This is a genomic window from Clavibacter sp. B3I6, assembly GCF_030816895.1.
In the GTDB taxonomy this organism is placed as follows: Bacteria; Actinomycetota; Actinomycetes; order Actinomycetales; family Microbacteriaceae; genus Clavibacter.
Genome location: NZ_JAUSYL010000001.1, coordinates 786863 through 802693, shown reverse-complemented (window position 1 = coordinate 802693; position 15831 = coordinate 786863). Strand labels below are relative to the sequence as shown.

At 73.8% G+C, this 15831-nt stretch carries 16 protein-coding genes; 13 read left to right on the top strand and 3 right to left on the bottom strand.

The window, feature by feature from the left end; translation table 11 throughout:
* Positions 1-17: 17 nt before the first annotated feature.
* Genes coaD through mutM form a run of 5 tightly spaced genes read left to right on the top strand, consistent with a single transcriptional unit; the run spans position 18 to position 2991 of the window.
* Positions 18-509 carry a pantetheine-phosphate adenylyltransferase gene (gene coaD, locus QFZ62_RS03760; protein WP_307501859.1) on the top strand — a complete coding sequence of 164 codons (492 nt, stop codon included), beginning with the start codon at positions 18-20 and terminating at the stop codon, positions 507-509.
* 19 nt (positions 510-528) lie between these two features.
* Positions 529-1101 (top strand): DUF177 domain-containing protein, encoded by a 573-nt coding sequence (locus QFZ62_RS03755; RefSeq protein ID WP_307501856.1) that lies wholly within the window; start codon positions 529-531, stop codon positions 1099-1101.
* A gap of 2 nt (positions 1102-1103) precedes the next feature.
* A complete protein-coding gene (gene rpmF, locus QFZ62_RS03750) occupies positions 1104-1307 on the top strand; it encodes a 50S ribosomal protein L32 (protein ID WP_012298174.1) in 204 nt (67 codons plus the stop codon).
* A gap of 25 nt (positions 1308-1332) precedes the next feature.
* On the top strand, positions 1333-2049 hold the full coding sequence (rnc, locus tag QFZ62_RS03745; RefSeq protein WP_307501853.1) for a ribonuclease III: 717 nt from the start codon (positions 1333-1335) through the stop codon (positions 2047-2049).
* A gap of 6 nt (positions 2050-2055) precedes the next feature.
* Positions 2056-2991 (top strand): bifunctional DNA-formamidopyrimidine glycosylase/DNA-(apurinic or apyrimidinic site) lyase, encoded by a 936-nt coding sequence (mutM, locus tag QFZ62_RS03740; protein WP_307501850.1) that lies wholly within the window; start codon positions 2056-2058, stop codon positions 2989-2991.
* Between the two features lie 52 nt (positions 2992-3043).
* Here mutM and QFZ62_RS03735 read toward each other — a convergent pair whose 3' ends face one another.
* A complete protein-coding gene (locus tag QFZ62_RS03735) occupies positions 3044-4162 on the bottom strand; it encodes a GNAT family N-acetyltransferase (RefSeq protein ID WP_307501847.1) in 1119 nt (372 codons plus the stop codon).
* A gap of 152 nt (positions 4163-4314) precedes the next feature.
* Here QFZ62_RS03735 and QFZ62_RS03730 point away from each other — a divergent pair, with 152 nt between their 5' ends.
* The 4 genes from QFZ62_RS03730 to QFZ62_RS03715 all read left to right on the top strand — a co-directional run bounded on the left by QFZ62_RS03730 (position 4315) and on the right by QFZ62_RS03715 (position 11225).
* Positions 4315-8088: an AAA family ATPase gene (locus tag QFZ62_RS03730; protein WP_307501844.1), complete on the top strand. Its 3774-nt coding sequence runs from the start codon at positions 4315-4317 to the stop codon at positions 8086-8088.
* 20 nt (positions 8089-8108) lie between these two features.
* Positions 8109-8981 carry a signal recognition particle-docking protein FtsY gene (gene ftsY / locus QFZ62_RS03725; RefSeq protein WP_307501842.1) on the top strand — a complete coding sequence of 291 codons (873 nt, stop codon included), beginning with the start codon at positions 8109-8111 and terminating at the stop codon, positions 8979-8981.
* Between the two features lie 126 nt (positions 8982-9107).
* Positions 9108-10679, top strand: coding sequence for a signal recognition particle protein (gene ffh / locus QFZ62_RS03720; protein WP_307501839.1), 1572 nt, complete (start codon positions 9108-9110; stop codon positions 10677-10679).
* 168 nt (positions 10680-10847) lie between these two features.
* Positions 10848-11225, top strand: coding sequence for a VOC family protein (locus QFZ62_RS03715; RefSeq protein ID WP_307501836.1), 378 nt, complete (start codon positions 10848-10850; stop codon positions 11223-11225).
* 10 nt (positions 11226-11235) lie between these two features.
* On the opposite strand, the gene QFZ62_RS03710 is transcribed toward QFZ62_RS03715, so the two are convergent.
* Together QFZ62_RS03710 and QFZ62_RS03705 are read right to left on the bottom strand one after the other, a co-directional pair.
* A complete protein-coding gene (locus QFZ62_RS03710) occupies positions 11236-12429 on the bottom strand; it encodes a MarP family serine protease (protein ID WP_307501833.1) in 1194 nt (397 codons plus the stop codon).
* A 19-nt stretch (positions 12430-12448) separates the two neighbouring features.
* Entirely contained in the window at positions 12449-13582 is a 1134-nt protein-coding gene (locus tag QFZ62_RS03705; protein WP_307501830.1) for a glutamate--cysteine ligase, read from the bottom strand.
* Positions 13583-13854: 272 nt separating this feature from the next.
* Here QFZ62_RS03705 and rpsP point away from each other — a divergent pair, with 272 nt between their 5' ends.
* Genes rpsP through trmD form a run of 4 tightly spaced genes read left to right on the top strand, consistent with a single transcriptional unit; the run spans position 13855 to position 15830 of the window.
* Positions 13855-14268, top strand: coding sequence for a 30S ribosomal protein S16 (gene rpsP, locus QFZ62_RS03700; protein WP_307501827.1), 414 nt, complete (start codon positions 13855-13857; stop codon positions 14266-14268).
* A 3-nt stretch (positions 14269-14271) separates the two neighbouring features.
* Positions 14272-14508, top strand: a complete 237-nt coding sequence (locus tag QFZ62_RS03695) for an RNA-binding protein (RefSeq protein WP_012038054.1) — start codon at positions 14272-14274, stop codon at positions 14506-14508.
* Entirely contained in the window at positions 14486-15142 is a 657-nt protein-coding gene (gene rimM, locus QFZ62_RS03690; RefSeq protein WP_307501823.1) for a ribosome maturation factor RimM, read from the top strand. The genes QFZ62_RS03695 and rimM overlap by 23 nt, the downstream gene beginning before the upstream one ends.
* A gap of 1 nt (position 15143) precedes the next feature.
* A complete protein-coding gene (gene trmD, locus QFZ62_RS03685; RefSeq protein ID WP_307501820.1) occupies positions 15144-15830 on the top strand; it encodes a tRNA (guanosine(37)-N1)-methyltransferase TrmD in 687 nt (228 codons plus the stop codon).
* Position 15831 lies beyond the last annotated feature (1 nt).

Here is a 15831-nt window from a genome sequence, read left to right as displayed (position 1 = left end):
GGGCCTAGGCTGGCCGGATGCAGCGGATCGCCGTCGTCCCCGGATCCTTCGACCCCGTCACGCTCGGCCACCTCGACATCGTCCGCCGGGCCGCCCGCCTCTACGACGAGCTCGTCGTGCTCGTCGTGCACAACCCCGGCAAGACGCCCATGCTCCCGCTCGAGGAGCGCGTCGCCCTCCTCGAGCGCGTGATCCGCGACGCCGGCCTCCCCGCCTCGGTTCGCGTCGACTCCTGGGGCGCCGGCCTCCTCGTGGACTACTGCCGGCAGGTCGGCGCGACCGTGCTCGTCAAGGGCGTCCGGTCGCAGCTCGACGTGGCCTACGAGACGCCCATGGCGCTCGTGAACCGCGACCTCGCCGGCATCGAGACCGTGCTGCTCCTGCCCGATCCCGCGCACGCCCACGTCTCCAGCTCGCTCGTCCGCCAGGTCGAGGCGCTCGGCGGCGACGTCGCCCCGTACGTCCCGGCGGCCGTCGCCGATGCCCTGGCCGTCCGACGGGACCGCTGACGACCCGTACCATGTACGGGTGTCCCGGTTCCAGAAGACCCCATTCACGGTCAACGTCCACGACATCGTGCACCGCCCCGGCGAGATGCGCGAGCTCGAGCTGACCATCACCCTCCCGGAGCGCATGGGCGAGGGCCTCATCAGCGTCCCCGAGGGCCGCGAGATGCTCGTGAACGTCCGGCTGGAGTCCCTCCACGACGGGATCCTGGTCACCGGGGACGTCGACACCGTGGCCGACGGGCAGTCCGCGCGGACCCTCGCCGACATGCAGGAGCGTGTCCAGGTCGATTTCGCGGAGATGTTCGCGTACTCTCTTGATGAAGCTTTCGACTACCAGGTCCAGGACGAGCACGTGGACCTGGAGCCGGTCATCCGGGATGCGGTGGTCCTTTCACTGCCGTTCCAGCCCGAACTGCCGGGCGAGGACCTGGATGTCGATCTGGGTCCCGGCATCAGCCTGGTCCTGGCGGACTCCGACCCGGAGCCCGTGATCGATCAGCGCTGGGCGGCCCTGTCCGGCTTCCGAGCTTCCGAAGACAGCGATGCGGCGCGTGAAGACGCCGACATCGAAACGCAGAGAGATGAGAGTTAGCCATGGCTGTTCCCAAGAGAAAGATGTCCCGATCCAACACGCGTGCGCGTCGCTCGCAGTGGAAGGCCGAGGCTCCCACGCTCGTCAAGACCATCGAGAACGGCAAGGTCGTCTACTCCATGCCGCACCGCGCGCGCGTGATCGAGGACGCCGCCGGCACGCCCCTGTACATGGAGTACAAGGGCCGCAAGGTCGCCGACGTCTAGTCGCGACCCGCACGGTACGTCGGACATGACCGACACCCCGGGTTCCCGCGTCCACGGCGACCGCGACGCGCTCCGGCGCCTCCTCGCCGTGGACGTGAGCCCCGAGCTCCTCGAGCTCGCGCTCACCCACCGCTCGTACGCGTACGAGCACGGCGGCATCCCGCACAACGAGCGCCTCGAGTTCCTCGGCGACTCCATCCTCGGGCAGGCCGTCACGGTCATGCTCTACCTGGAGAACCCCGACCTCGACGAGGGCGAGCTCGCCAAGCGGCGCGCCAGCCTCGTCTCGAGCGTCGCCCTCGCGGAGGTCGCCATCGGCATCGGCCTGGGCGAGCACCTGCTGCTCGGTCGCGGCGAGGAGCTCACGGGCGGCCGCGCCAAGTCGTCGATCCTCGCCGACACGGTCGAGGCCATCATCGGCGCCTGCTACCTCGACGCCGGGGGAGAGGCCGCGACCGGCCTCGTGCTCCGCCTCATCGCGCCGCTCCTCGAGGACCCCGCGCGCTTCGGCGCCGCCATGGACCCGAAGACCGCGCTCCAGGAGAGCGCCGCGCGCCAGGGCCTGCCCGCGCCGGTCTACGAGGTGAGCGACAGCGGCCCCGACCACAGCAAGCGCTTCCACGCCGTCGTCTCGGTGGGCGGCGCCGTCCGCACCACGGGCGAGGGATCCAGCAAGAAGCAGGCCGAGATGACGGCCGCGCTCGAGGCGTGGACGCGCCTCGAGGCGCGCACCACGGCCTGACCCGCGGTGCCCGAGCTCCCCGAGGTCGAGGTCGTCCGTGCCGGCCTGGAGCCGGCCGTGACGGGCGCCCGCATCACGGGCGTCGAGATCCTCGACGCCCGTTCCCTCAAGCGGCACGACCCCCTCGAGGGCGCGTTCGTCGACCTGCTCGTCGGCCGCGTGATCACCTCGGCCGTCCGCCGGGGCAAGTTCCTGTGGCTGCCGCTCGCACCCGACGCCGCACGTGACGGGATCGGGCCGCGCGCCCTCGTCACCCACCTCGGCATGAGCGGCCAGGTGCTGCTCCGCGAGCCCGGCTCCGACCCGGACGGCCTCCTCCGGATCCGCATGGGCATCGAGCACCCCGCGCACGGTGAGCTCGTGGTGGCCTTCGTCGACCAGCGGATCTTCGGCTCCATGGCCGTCGACCGCCTCGTCGCCACGCCCGACGGGCATGCGGGCGGGCGCGGATCCGACGCCGCCCTCGTCCCCACGCAGGTCGCCCACATCGCGCGCGACGCGCTCGACCCGGCCTTCGACGACGAGGAGCTCCTCGCCCGGCTCGCGCGTCGGCGCACCGGGATCAAGCGGGCCCTGCTCGACCAGACGCTCGTGAGCGGCATCGGCAACATCTACGCCGACGAGGCCCTGTGGGCTGCCCGCATCCACTACGCGCACCCCACCGACGCGCTCGGCCGCGGGCGCGCGCTCCGCCTCCTCGCGGAGGTGCGGCACGTGCTCGCCCGGGCCCTGGCCGAGGGCGGCACGAGCTTCGACGCGCAGTACGTCAACGTGAACGGCGCGTCCGGCTACTTCTCGCACTCGCTCAACGCCTACGGTCAGCAGGGGAAGCCGTGCCCGCGGTGCGGCACCCCGATCGTGCGCGAGGCGTTCATGAACCGCTCGAGCCACTACTGCCCGCGCTGCCAGGCGCTGCCGGATCCGGACTCCGCGGCCGCCTGATCCTGAGGGCCCGCCGGCCGTGCACGTCCCCGGCCGACGCGCGGCGGACCGCTCAGCGCGCCGCGCCGACCTCGCGCATCCAGCTCCCGCTCGTGGCGACGTGGCGGAAGCCGAGCTCCTCGTTCACGGCGAGCATCGGCCGGTTCTCGTCGGCGTTCCAGGTGACGACCCGGTCGGCCTCGGGGGCCTCGCGCGCCAGGAGCAGCAGGTTCTCGACCTTGAGGAGCATGCCGAGGCGGTGGCCCCGGTGCTTGCGCAGCACGATCGTGTCCTGCTGGTACGTGTACGCGTGGTCGTCGGAGCGGCGGCCGCTGGGGGAGACGGCGATCTCGGTGAAGCCCGCCAGGCGCCCCGAGGCGACGTGCTCGACCGCCGTCGTCAGCCCGACGTGGCCCGACGACGCCCGGCGCGCCTCGGCCGCGCGGACCCGGTCGGCGTCGAAGACGTCCTCGACCTGCGGCAGGTCGCCGGGCGGCGCGTCGGTGGACATGCGGGTGTGCAGCACGGCCATGTCGTCGAGCAGGTGCGCGGGCGTCGCGTCCACCCAGGAGACGACCCGGTACGCGTCGCCCGCGGCCTCCCGGGCGCGGGCGAGGCGGGCGGGGAGCGAGGGCGCGACCTCGGTCGTGTCGAGGGAGCTCGTGCGCGCCGTCTGCCCGAGGCGGTAGCCGGAGGCCACGGCGAAGCGCGACGCGGGGTCGTCGGACCCGACCGCGCCGGTCCCCGTGGGCGAGGGGATGGGCGTCCCCGACGGATCCGGACGGTGCATCGTGGCGGCCGTGAGGATCCGGCAGCCCTCGTCGAGCGCGATCCGCTCCACGCGCTCCCGGAGGGCGCGACCGATGCCGCGGCCCCGGTGCCCGGGGTCCACGGCCACCGCCACGTCGGAGGTCGTCGGGTCGGACAGCCACGTGCTGAGGAGCCCGCGGCCGACGATCCGGCCGTCGACGCGCGCGGCGAGCAGGCGCTTCCGGACGTGGGCGACGTCGGCGTAGTCGGCGATCAGCTCCTGCGGCAGCCAGATGAAGGCGTCATGGCCGAGGTCGTGCGACTGCGCCCGGTTGACCACGTCGGTCACCGCGACGAAGTCGTCCCAGCTCGCGCCGCCGACGGCGGTGGGCGGCGGGACCTCCTCCACGACGAGGGCGCGGTCGGCGTCGGCGTGCGGCATGGTCGGCTCCCTCGTCGGCGCGGCCCCCGTCGGCCCGGCGTCACCCCACGGTAGCGGCGGCGGGACGCGCGGGCCGCCCGCGCGCGGCTCCCGGGCGGGCGCACCCCGTCCGGTACCGTGATCGAGACCATGAGGCGAGGAGGGCGGCGGGCGTGCACCTGAAGAGCCTGACCCTCAAGGGGTTCAAGTCGTTCGCGCAGCCGACCACGTTCCAGTTCGAGCAGGGCGTCACGTGTGTCGTCGGGCCGAACGGGTCCGGCAAGTCGAACGTCGTCGACGCCCTCGCCTGGGTCATGGGCGAGCAGGGCGCGAAGACCCTCCGCGGCGGCAAGATGGAGGACGTCATCTTCGCCGGCACCTCCACCCGCGGGCCGCTCGGTCGCGCGGAGGTCACGCTCACGATCGACAACGCCGACGGCGCCCTCCCCATCGACTACACCGAGGTCGCGATCCGCCGCACGCTCTTCCGCAACGGCGGCAGCGAGTACGCCATCAACGGCACGTCCTGCCGGCTCCTCGACGTGCAGGAGCTCCTCAGCGACTCCGGGCTCGGTCGGGAGATGCACGTCATCGTCGGCCAGGGCCGGCTCGACAACGTCCTCCGGGCGACTCCCGAGGAGCGGCGCGGCTTCATCGAGGAGGCCGCGGGGATCCTCAAGCACCGCCGCCGCAAGGAGCGCACGCTCCGGAAGCTCGAGGGCATGCAGGCGAACCTCACGCGCCTGAGCGACCTGGCGGGGGAGATCCGACGCCAGCTGAAGCCGCTCGGCCGGCAGGCGGAGGTCGCGCGCCAGGCGCAGACGGTCGCCGCCGTGGTGCGGGATGCGCGGGCGCGCCTCGTCGCCGACGAGGTCGTCGGCCTCCGGCGCGCCCTCGCCGAGCACACGCGCACCGAGGAGGAGCGCACCACCGAGCGCATGGTGCTGCAGGAGAAGCTCGACCGCGCCGTCCTCCGCTCCGAGCGCATCGTCGAGGAGCAGGAGGGCGACGAGGTGGACGGCGCGCGCCGCACGGCGTTCGCGCTCGAGCAGGTGCAGGAGCGGCTCCGCAATCTGCTCTCGCTCGCGCAGCAGCGGCTCGCGCTCCTCGGATCCGCGGACGACGCCCCCGAGGCCGCCGTCGGCATCACGCCGGCGCAGGTGCAGGCGTCCCGCGACGAGGCCGAGCGGCTCACCGGGCTCATCGGCGAGGCCGAGGCGGGCTGGGCGGCCGCGCGCCAGGCCACGGCCCGGGCGCGCCAGGCGCTCGACGCGCTCGACGAGGAGATCCAGGCGCAGAGCGCGCTCGTCTCGCGGCACGACCTCGAGATCGCGGGCCTCACGGGGCGCGCCGAGACGGCGGGCTCCCGGCTCGCGGCGGTGCGCGGCGAGGTCCTCCGGCAGCAGAACGCGCTCGACGCCGCCCGCGCCCGGCTGCAGGCGGCCGAGGCGGAGCGGGAGCGCGGCGAGGCGGAGGGCGAGGCCGACGAGCAGGGCGGATCCGAGCTCACGCGCGCCTACGAGGACGCCCAGGCCGACGTCGCCGCCGAGGAGTCCGCGATCGAGGCCGTGCGCGAGGAGCTGCACGCGCGCGAGCGGGAGCGGGACGCCCTGGCCGCGCGCGACGAGGCCCTCGCGAGCGCGCTCGACCAGCGTGACGGATCGAGCGACCTCGTGGCTGCCGGCCTCCCCGGCGTGCGCGGCCTCCTCGCGGAGCACGTGCACGTCCGCCCCGGCTACGAGGCCGCCGTCGCGGCCGCGCTCGGCACCCTCGCCGACGCGGTGCTCGCGGAGACGCACGACGACGCCGTGGCCGCGCTCCGCCGCGCGGTGGACGACGACCTGGGGCGCGTCGAGGTGGTCGTCGCGGGATCCTCGGGGGCCCCTGGCGGGCCGCCCGCGGCCGAGGGGACGGGCCCGGTACGGGTCTCCGCCGTGGTGGACGCGCCCGACGGCGTCCGGCGGATCCTCGCGGACGTCGTCGTCGTCGACGACCTCGCCCGGGCGGTCGACCTGGCGCGCGGCCCCGGCGCTCCCGCGACGGTCGTCACCCGCGGCGGCGACGTCGTCTCCGCGCACGTGCTGCGGGGCGGATCCGGTGCCACGCGCTCCAAGCTCGAGCTCGTGGCCGCGCGCGACGCCGCGGCCGCGACCCTCACGGGCGTCCGGGCCCGCATCGACGACCTCCGGGTCGACCTCGCCGCCGGCCGGGAGCGGCTCCGCGTCGCCCGCGAGCGGGCGGCCGCCGCCCTCGGCGGCCTGCGGGAGGCCGACGCCCGCCTCGCGGCCCACGCCGAGCGCCTCAGCCGCTCGCGCGCGCAGGCCGAGTCCGCCGCCGCCGAGCTCCAGCGCGTCCAGCGCGGCCTCGACCTCGCGAGCGCCTCCGTCGACGACGCCGTCGCCGCCTCGGACTCCGCCCGCCGCACGCTCGACGAGGCCCGCTCCCGCCCGCGCCCCGTCCTCGACGCGAGCGGCCGCGACGGCCTCGTCGCCGAGTGGGAGGCCGCGCGCGAGGCCGAGATCGAGGCGCGCCTCCAGGTCGAGACCGCGCGGGAGCGGGTCCGGGCCGAGCAGGAGCGCACGGTCGCGCTCGAGCGCCGCCTCGCCGCGGAGCGCGCCGCCGCCGAGGAGGCCGCCCGCCGTCAGGTGATCCGCCGCCGGCAGATCGCGCGCGCCGCCTCCGTCGCCGACGCCCTGCCGGCGGTCGTCCGCGCCGCCGACCGCAGCACCGCCGAGGCGCGCCTGGTGCTGGCGCGCGCGGAGGAGTCCCGCGCCGGCCGCAACGCCGAGCTCGCCGCCCTCCGCCGCGAGGAGGCCGACCTCCGCGCCCGCCTCCACGGGATCACCGAGGACGTGCACGGCCTCGAGCTGCAGATCTACGAGAAGCGCCTGCAGGTGTCGCAGCTCCTCGAGCGCGCCGCGAGCGAGCTGGGGCTCGGCGAGGGCGTGCTCGTCGCGGAGTACGGCCCCGACGTGCCCGTGCCCGAGGAGGCGCCGCTCCCGCCCCGGCAGCGTGCGCGCGTCTCGGAGGAGGATCCGGCGGGGGAGGCCGGCTCCGACGACGGAGACGACGACGGTCGGTCGTCCGGCGCGGACCCCGACCCCGCGGACGCGGATGCGCCGGAGGACGGCGACGCGGACCCGGCCGATGAGGCCGGCCCCACGCGCCCCTTCGACCGCGAGGAGCAGCGCGCCCGCCTCCAGGCGGCGGAGCGGAAGCTCGCGCAGCTGGGCCGGGTCAACCCGCTCGCGCTCGAGGAGTTCGCGGCGCTCGAGCAGCGGCACCTCTTCCTCACGGAGCAGCTCGCCGACCTCACCGCGACGCGCGCGGACCTCCTCACGATCATCGACGACATCGACCGCACCATGCAGGGCGTCTTCGCCGACGCCTTCGAGGACACCCGGAAGGCCTTCGACCGGGTGTTCCCGATCCTGTTCCCGGGCGGCACGGGCAGCATCCACCTCACGGATCCCGAGCAGCTGCTGACGACGGGCATCGAGGTGAGCGTGCGCCCGGCCGGCAAGCGCATCGAGCGCCTGTCCCTGCTCTCCGGCGGGGAGCGGTCGCTCGCGGCCGTGGCCCTGCTCATCGCGATCTTCACCGCCCGGCCGAGCCCGTTCTACATCATGGACGAGGTGGAGGCCGCGCTCGACGACGCCAACCTCGGCCGCCTGCTCACGATCCTCGAGCAGCTCCGCGACACGTCGCAGCTCATCGTCATCACGCACCAGAAGCGCACGATGGAGATCGCCGACGCGCTCTACGGCGTCTCGATGCGGCAGGACGGCGTGAGCGCCGTGGTCGGCCAGCGGGTCAACCGGGACGCACGTCCCGCGCGGATCCCCGCCGACGCGGGGGGAGCGGGGGACCGGGCGGTCGATGCCGCGGCGGACGCCATCCCCGGCGAGGCCGCCGAGCCCGACCGCGAGGAGCGGGCCGCCTCCTGACGCGCGGCTACGCTGGGCACATGGCACGCACCCCCTGGTCCCTCTCCGGCGCGCTGCGCGGCATGTTCGCGAAGCCCACGATCGACGAGACCACGTGGGACGACCTCGAGACCGCCCTCATCACCGCGGACTTCGGCCCCGACATCACGGAGGCCACCATCGAGGACCTCCGCGAGAAGGTCGGCCGCTACCGCACGACCGACCCCCGCGACCTCCAGCGCATGCTCCGGGAGAGCATCGAGGAGCGCCTCGCCAAGCACGATCCCACGCTGAAGCTCAGCGCCCGCCCCGCCGTGATCCTCGTGGTCGGCGTCAACGGCGTCGGCAAGACCACCACCATCGGCAAGTTCGCGAAGTTCCTCCGCAACTACGGCCGCACCGTGGTCGTCGGCGCGGCCGACACCTTCCGCGCCGCGGCCGTCGACCAGCTCGCCACCTGGGCCGACCGCGCGGGCGCCGACATCGTCCGCCCGCAGCAGCCCGGCCAGGACCCCGCGAGCGTCGCCTTCCAGACCGTCGAGCACGCGATGCGCACGGGCACGGAGATGGTCATCATCGACACCGCCGGCCGCCTGCACACCAAGGGCGGGCTCATGGACGAGCTGTCGAAGATCCGGCGCGTGGTCGAGAAGCAGTCGCCCATCGCGGAGGTCCTCCTCGTGCTCGACGCGACGACCGGGCAGAACGGCCTCGCGCAGGCGCAGGCCTTCATCGAGCACGGCGGCGTCACGGGCCTCGTCATCACGAAGCTCGACGGATCCGCCAAGGGCGGGTTCATCCTCAACGTGCAGGAGCGCACGGGGATCCCCATCAAGCTCATCGGCCAGGGCGAGGGCATCGGCGACCTGACGGGCTTCACTCCCCACGTCTTCGCGCAGAACCTGGTCGGCTGACCCGGGCTCGTCCGGGCGCTGGCCCCATACGGCCCCACGTCTTCGCGCAGAACCTGGTCGGCTGACCCGGGCGCGAACCGGGCGCTGGCCCGACCCCGCTCCGGCGGCGGTTAAGCTGGATCCACCATGGCTACCTTCGGAACACTCTCGGACCGCCTCGCCGAGACCTTCAAGAACCTGCGCGGCAAGGGCAAGCTCAGCGCCGCGGACGTCGACGGCACCGTCCGCGAGATCCGCCGGGCGCTCCTCGAGGCCGACGTCGCGCTCGAGGTCGTCAAGGCCTTCACCGCGTCCGTCCGCGAGCGCGCCCTCGGCGGCGAGGTCAGCCAGGCGCTGAACCCCGCCCAGCAGGTCGTCCAGATCGTCAACGAGGAGCTCGTCGCCATCCTCGGCGGCGAGCAGCGCCGCATCCAGTTCGCCAAGAGGCCGCCGACGGTCATCATGCTCGCCGGCCTCCAGGGCGCGGGCAAGACCACGCTCGCGGGCAAGCTCGGCAAGTGGCTCGCGAAGGACGGGCACACGCCCATGCTCGTCGCGGCGGACCTCCAGCGTCCCAACGCCGTGCAGCAGCTCCAGGTCGTGGGCGAGCAGGCGGGGGTCCCCGTGTTCGCGCCCGAGCCCGGCAACGGCCGTGGCAACCCCGTGCGCGTCGCCAAGGACGCGATGAAGCACGCGGTCGACAAGCAGTACAGCGTCGTCATCATCGACACGGCCGGCCGCCTCGGCGTCGACCAGGAGCTCATGCGCCAGGCCGCGGACATCCGCAAGGCCACCGACCCCGACGAGGTCCTCTTCGTCATCGACGCGATGATCGGCCAGGACGCGGTCGCGACCGCCAAGGCGTTCCAGGACGGCGTCGACTTCACGGGCGTCGTGCTCTCGAAGCTCGACGGCGACGCACGCGGCGGCGCGGCGCTCTCGGTCGCCTCCGTCACCGGCCGCCCGATCATGTTCGCCTCCACGGGCGAGGGCCTCGACGACTTCGAGCCCTTCCACCCCGACCGCATGGCGAGCCGGATCCTCGACCTCGGCGACATCCTCACCCTCATCGAGCAGGCCCAGCAGGCCTTCGACGAGGAGGAGGCGATGGAGGTCGCGCAGAAGCTCGCGAACGACGACTTCACGCTCGACGACTTCCTCAAGCAGATGCAGCAGCTCCGCGGCAAGGGCTCCCTCAAGAAGATGATGGGCATGCTCCCCGGCATGGGCGCCATGAAGGAGCAGCTGGAGAACTTCGACGAGAAGGAGATCGTCCGCACCGAGGCGATCATCCAGTCGATGACGAAGGCCGAGCGGCAGAATCCCAAGCTCCTCAACGGCTCGCGCCGCCTCCGCATCGCCCGCGGCTCCGGCATGACCGTCACCGACGTCAACGGCCTCGTGCAGCGCTTCGAGCAGGCCTCGAAGATGATGCGCACGGTCGCCCGCGGCGGCATGCCGCAGATCCCCGGCATGGGCCCGATGCCGGGTGCGCACTCGAGCCGGAAGCCCGTGCAGCAGAAGAAGAAGGGCTCGAAGTCGGGGAACCCGGCCAAGCGCGCGCAGGAGAACGCGGCGCTCGCGTCCGGCCAGCGCATCAGCGGCTCCGTGGCTCCCACCGGATCCGGCTTCGGCCTGGCCGGCGCCGCGAAGGGCGGCGCGAACGGCGCCCCGAGCGAGGAGGAGCTCGCCTCGCTCCAGAAGTTCCTCGGGCGCTGACCCGCTGACACCGGATCCCCGGATCCCCCGCAGGGGCCCTCCCGCGTACGCGGGAGGGCCCCTGCTCCGCGTGGTCGGGGCGAGGCCCTCGACGCGCGGCCCGAGCCGTGCCAGCGTGGGGGCAGCATCGCGGCGGCCGTCCGCGGTCCCCGCCGTCAGGAGCATCGCGTGTTCGAACCCGTCACCGCGTTCAGCGGATTCAGCGTGGACGACGTCCCCGCCGCCCTCGCGTTCTACCGCGACACGCTCGGCCTTGAGGTCGAGGAGGTCCCGGAGATGGGCATGCTGCGTCTCGTGCTCCCCGGCTCCGGCGCCCGCGTGCTCGTCTACCCGAAGGCCGACCACGTGCCCGCGGACTTCACGATCCTGAACCTCGCCGTCGACGACGTGGACGCGGCGGTCGCCGAGCTGGACGCGCGGGGCGTCCTGACGGCGGTCTTCCCGGGGATGCCCGTCGACGCCCGGGGGATCATGCGCGGGAACGGCCCCGACATCGCGTGGTTCCGCGACCCGGCCGGCAACGTCCTGTCGGTCGTCGCGGTGTGATCCGCCCGGCTCAGACCCCGCAGCGCCCCGAGTCGACGGGCGCGCTCGCCCCCGCCTCCTGGAGGACGGGCGCGATCTCGTCCAGCGTCATCGCGTAGCCCGTCTGGGAGTCGACGGACGACGTCGCGAAGACCAGGCCGACCACGCGGCCCTGCGGGTCGAAGAGCGCGCCGCCCGAGTCGCCCGGGCGCACCGTGCCGCGCACCGAGTAGACCTCGCGCGTCACGGGCTGCTCGTGCTGGATGTCGGTGCCGAGGGCGGCGACGACCTCGCGGATGCGCGCGCCCGTCGCCTGATACGGCCCGCCGCCGGGGTAGCCGGCGACGACCGCCTCGTCCGACGCGGCGAGCTCGCTCCCGAGCGGGAGCGGGGCGGCGGTGAGGTCGGGGACGGCGAGGACCGCGACGTCGCGGGCGGGATCGAACACCACGAGCTCCGCCGGCAGGAGCTCGCCGGTGCCGCCCTGCTGGACGTAGAGCTCGTCGGATCCCGCCACCACGTGCGCGTTCGTGACGATGCGGCCGTCCTGCACGACCCACCCGCTGCCGGAGGAGGACGTCCCGCACGCGGGTGCCGACGAGAGGACCTTCACGACGCCCGCGGCCTGGCGGCGCACGGCCTCCGGCACGTCCCCGTCGGGCGCGGCCGTGTCGGCGATCGCCTCCTCGCCGTTCGCGAAGACGCGCGGGTAGCCCACGTCGTGCAGGGCGTCGTCGAGGGCGGACAGGGCGGTGGAGCTCGAGATCGGGCTCACGCGGTCGAGCGCCTGCACGATGCGGGACGACGAGGACACCTGCACCGCGGCGATCACGCCGCTCGAGCCGAGGAAGCCGCCGATGAACCAGACCGACACGGCCCACGCGGCGAGCCCGGCGACCGCCCCGACGCCGCGGTCGAGTCCGCGCGCGGCGCCGCGGGGGCGGAGCAGGCGCGTGAGGAGGCTCGCGACCTGCGCGAGGATGCCGCTGACGAGCGAGGTCGTCACGAGCATGAGCATCGCGGCGGCGAAGGTGCGCTGGATCCCGTCCGCCACCCCGAACTGGTCGAGGAGCGCCAGGAACGCGGGCGTGATCGCGAGCGCCAGGCCCACGCCGAGGACGATGCCGGCGAGCCCGGCGATCGTCACGATGGCGCCGCGACGCCACCCGGCGACCGCCGCGAGCACGGCGACGACGAGGATCACGATGTCGACGGCGGGGCTCACCTGCCCAGTCTGCCCCGCGTCACCGGCCCAAGCCTGAGCGGAGCTCCTCCACGAGGTGCGTGACGACGGGGGCGAGCGCGCCCTGGTTGTCCTCGGCCACCCGCAGCTGACGCTGGTAGCTGGCGCCGCCGTCGACGATGTCGAGGATCCCGCGCAGCTCCGCCTCGCACCCGAGGGCGTCGGCGGTGGGGGAGAGGCGCTCCACGAGCGCGCGGGTGTCGTCGCCCACGAGGGCCTCGTCGCCCGCCGCGTCCTGGATGATGATCGCGTCCATGCCGTAGCGGGCCGCGCGCCACTTGTTCTCGCGCACGAACCACGGCTGCATCCGGGGCAGCTCCTCGCCGCGGTCGAGGGCGGCGGACATGTCGTGCACGAGGCACTGCACCAGGGCCGCGAGCGAGGCGATCTCCCGCAGCGTGGAGACCCCGTCGAACACGCGCGTCTCGAGCGTGCCCCACTTCGGCGCCGGCCGGATGTCCCAGCGCAGCTCGCTGTGGTGGTCGATGACCCCGACGTGCGTCATGTCGCCGACGAGGCGCTCGTAGTCCGCCCACGTGCCGAGGTCCGGCGGCAGCCCGGCGGTGGGCAGCTGCTGGAACATGAGGGCGCGGTTCGACGCGTACCCCGTCTCCTGCCCGGACCAGTAGGGGCTCGACGCGCTGAGCGCCTGGAAGCGGGGGAGGTGCACGAGGAGCGCGTTGAGGATGGGGAGCGCCTTCGACGCGTCGTCGATCCCGACGTGCACGTGCACGCCCCAGATCATCATCTGGCGCCCCCACCACCTGGTGCGGTCGAGCAGCGTCGCGTACCGCTCGTTGCCGGGCGTGACCTCCTGGTCGGGCCACACGCTGAACGGGTGGGTGCCGGCGCACATGAGGTCGATCCCGAGCGGGTCGGCGACGTCGACCACGCGCTCGATGAGGCGCGTCAGGTCGTCGACCGCGGAGCCCACGCGCGCGTGCGGAGCGCTCACGACCTCGACCGTGTTGGTGAGGAACTCGCCCGTCACGTGCGGGTGCGCGTCGGTGGGCGGGAAGGAGCGGAGGATCGCGGGGGCCGCCCCGGCGAGCTCCCCGGTGCCGCGGTCGACGCACGCGAGCTCCCACTCGATCCCGACGCGGGAGGGCGGCTGGCGGGCGAAGTCGATCTGCATGCGGGTCCTGCCGTCCACGGGGTCTCGGGGCGCATGCGCCGGGTGTCGTCCGATCATGCCACGCACCCCGAGGGACGGCCGGGCGATGACGCCGTGCGGCGCGCCGACGCGAGGGGTCCCGGCGCGGCCCGGCGTCTGCCATAATGATCTGTCGAGTCCGAGATCGTCCGACCCTCTAATCAGGCGCCGCGAGACCCCATCGAACCTATGCCGAGTGTGCCCCCACGCTCACGGCCGTCAGTTCACCCCACACAAAGAAATTCAGGAGAATTGTGGCTGTCAAGATCCGTCTGAAGCGCCTGGGCAAGATCCGCGCGCCGTACTACCGCATCGTCGTCGCCGACTCGCGCACCAAGCGCGACGGCCGCGTCATCGAGGAGATCGGCAAGTACCACCCCACCGAGGAGCCCTCGTTCATCGAGGTCCAGTCGGACCGGGCGCAGTACTGGCTGTCCGTGGGCGCCCAGCCCACCGAGCAGGTCGAGGCCCTCCTCAAGCTCACGGGCGACTGGGGTCGCTTCAAGGGCGACAAGGACGCCGTCTCCACCGTCCGCACCCGCGAGCCGAAGCCCGCCTACGTCGCGGACGAGAAGAAGAAGCCGGTCCTCAAGCCCAAGACCGAGAAGGCCGCCCCCGCGCCCGAGGCCGCCGAGGCCCCGGCCGAGGCGACCGAGGAGCAGGCCTAGCCCATGCTCGCTCCCGCGCTCGCGCACCTGGTCAAGGGCATCGTCGAGCACCCGGATGATGTCTCCGTGACGAGCAAGGGATCCCCCCGCGGCGAGGTCCTCGAGGTGCGCGTGCACCCCGAGGACCTCGGCCGCGTCATCGGCCGCGCGGGTCGCACCGCCAAGGCCCTCCGGACGCTCGTCTCGGCTCTCGCCGACGGCCAGCGCGTCCGCGTCGATGTGGTGGACACCGATTCCTGAGGACGAGGGCCGCGACCCGTCCGCATTCCGCGTGGGCCGGCTCACCAAGGCGCACGGGCTCAAGGGAGCCGTGAAGCTCGAGCTGTTCACGGACGACCCCGACAGGCGGTTCGTCCCCGGTGCCGAGTTCACCCTGCAGGTCCCGGAGTCGTCCCCTTGGCACGGCCGCACCCTCACGCTCACCGAGCTCCGCTGGTACAACAGCCATCCCGTCGGCTTCTTCGAGGGCGTCGACGACCGCACGGCCGCCGAGTCGCTGGCCAAGGCCATCCTCTGGATGACGCCGCCCGCGGACGAGCCCGCCGAGCCCGACGCCTGGTACGACCACCAGCTGGTGGGCCTCAAGGTCCTCCGCGACGGCGTCGAGGTGGGCACCGTCTCCCTCGTCGACCACTTCCCGGCCCAGGACCTGCTGCACGTGGACACGCCGTCCGGCACCGTGCTGGTGCCGTTCGTCCAGGCGATCGTCCCCTCGGTGGACGTCGAGGCCGGCACGCTCGTCGTGACCCCGCCCTTCGGCCTCTTCGAGGAGATCCCGGACGACCGCCCCGAGACCCACGAGGCTCCCGAGGCCCCCGAGGCCCCGGACGCCGATGACGCCGATCCCGCCCCCCAAGGCGACGACGCCCGCTGACATGCGGATCGACATCGTCTCGATCTTCCCGGAGTTCTTCGGGGTGCTCGACATCTCCCTGCTCGGCCGGGCCCGCCAGTCCGGCCTCATCGACCTCCGCGTGCACGACCTTCGCTCCTACGCGCACGACCGGCACCGCACCGTCGACGACACGCCCTACGGCGGCGGCGCCGGCATGGTCATGAAGCCCGAGCCGTGGGGCGAGGCCCTGGACGAGGTGCTCACCGACGACGCGGACCCGGTCGTCATCTTCCCGTCGCCCGCCGGCGACGTCTTCACGCAGGCCATGGCGCAGGAGCTGTCCCACGAGCCGCACCTGGCGTTCGGCTGCGGGCGCTACGAGGGCATCGACCAGCGCGTGGTCGACCACACGGCAGCCCGCGCCCGGGTCCGGCTCGTCAGCCTCGGCGACTACGTGCTGAACGGCGGCGAGGTCGCGGTCATGGCCATGATCGAGGCGATCGGGCGGCTCGTGCCCGGCGTCGTCGGGAACCCCGCGAGCCTCGTGGAGGAGAGCCACTCGGACGGCCTGCTCGAGCACCCGAGCTACACCAAGCCGCAGGAGTGGCGCGGGCTCGCGGTGCCCGACGTGCTGCGGAGCGGCAACCACGGCGCCATCGCGGCGTGGCGGCGCGAGCAGCAGCTCGAGCGCACGCGTCGCGTCCGCCCCGACCTCCTGCCGGACTAGC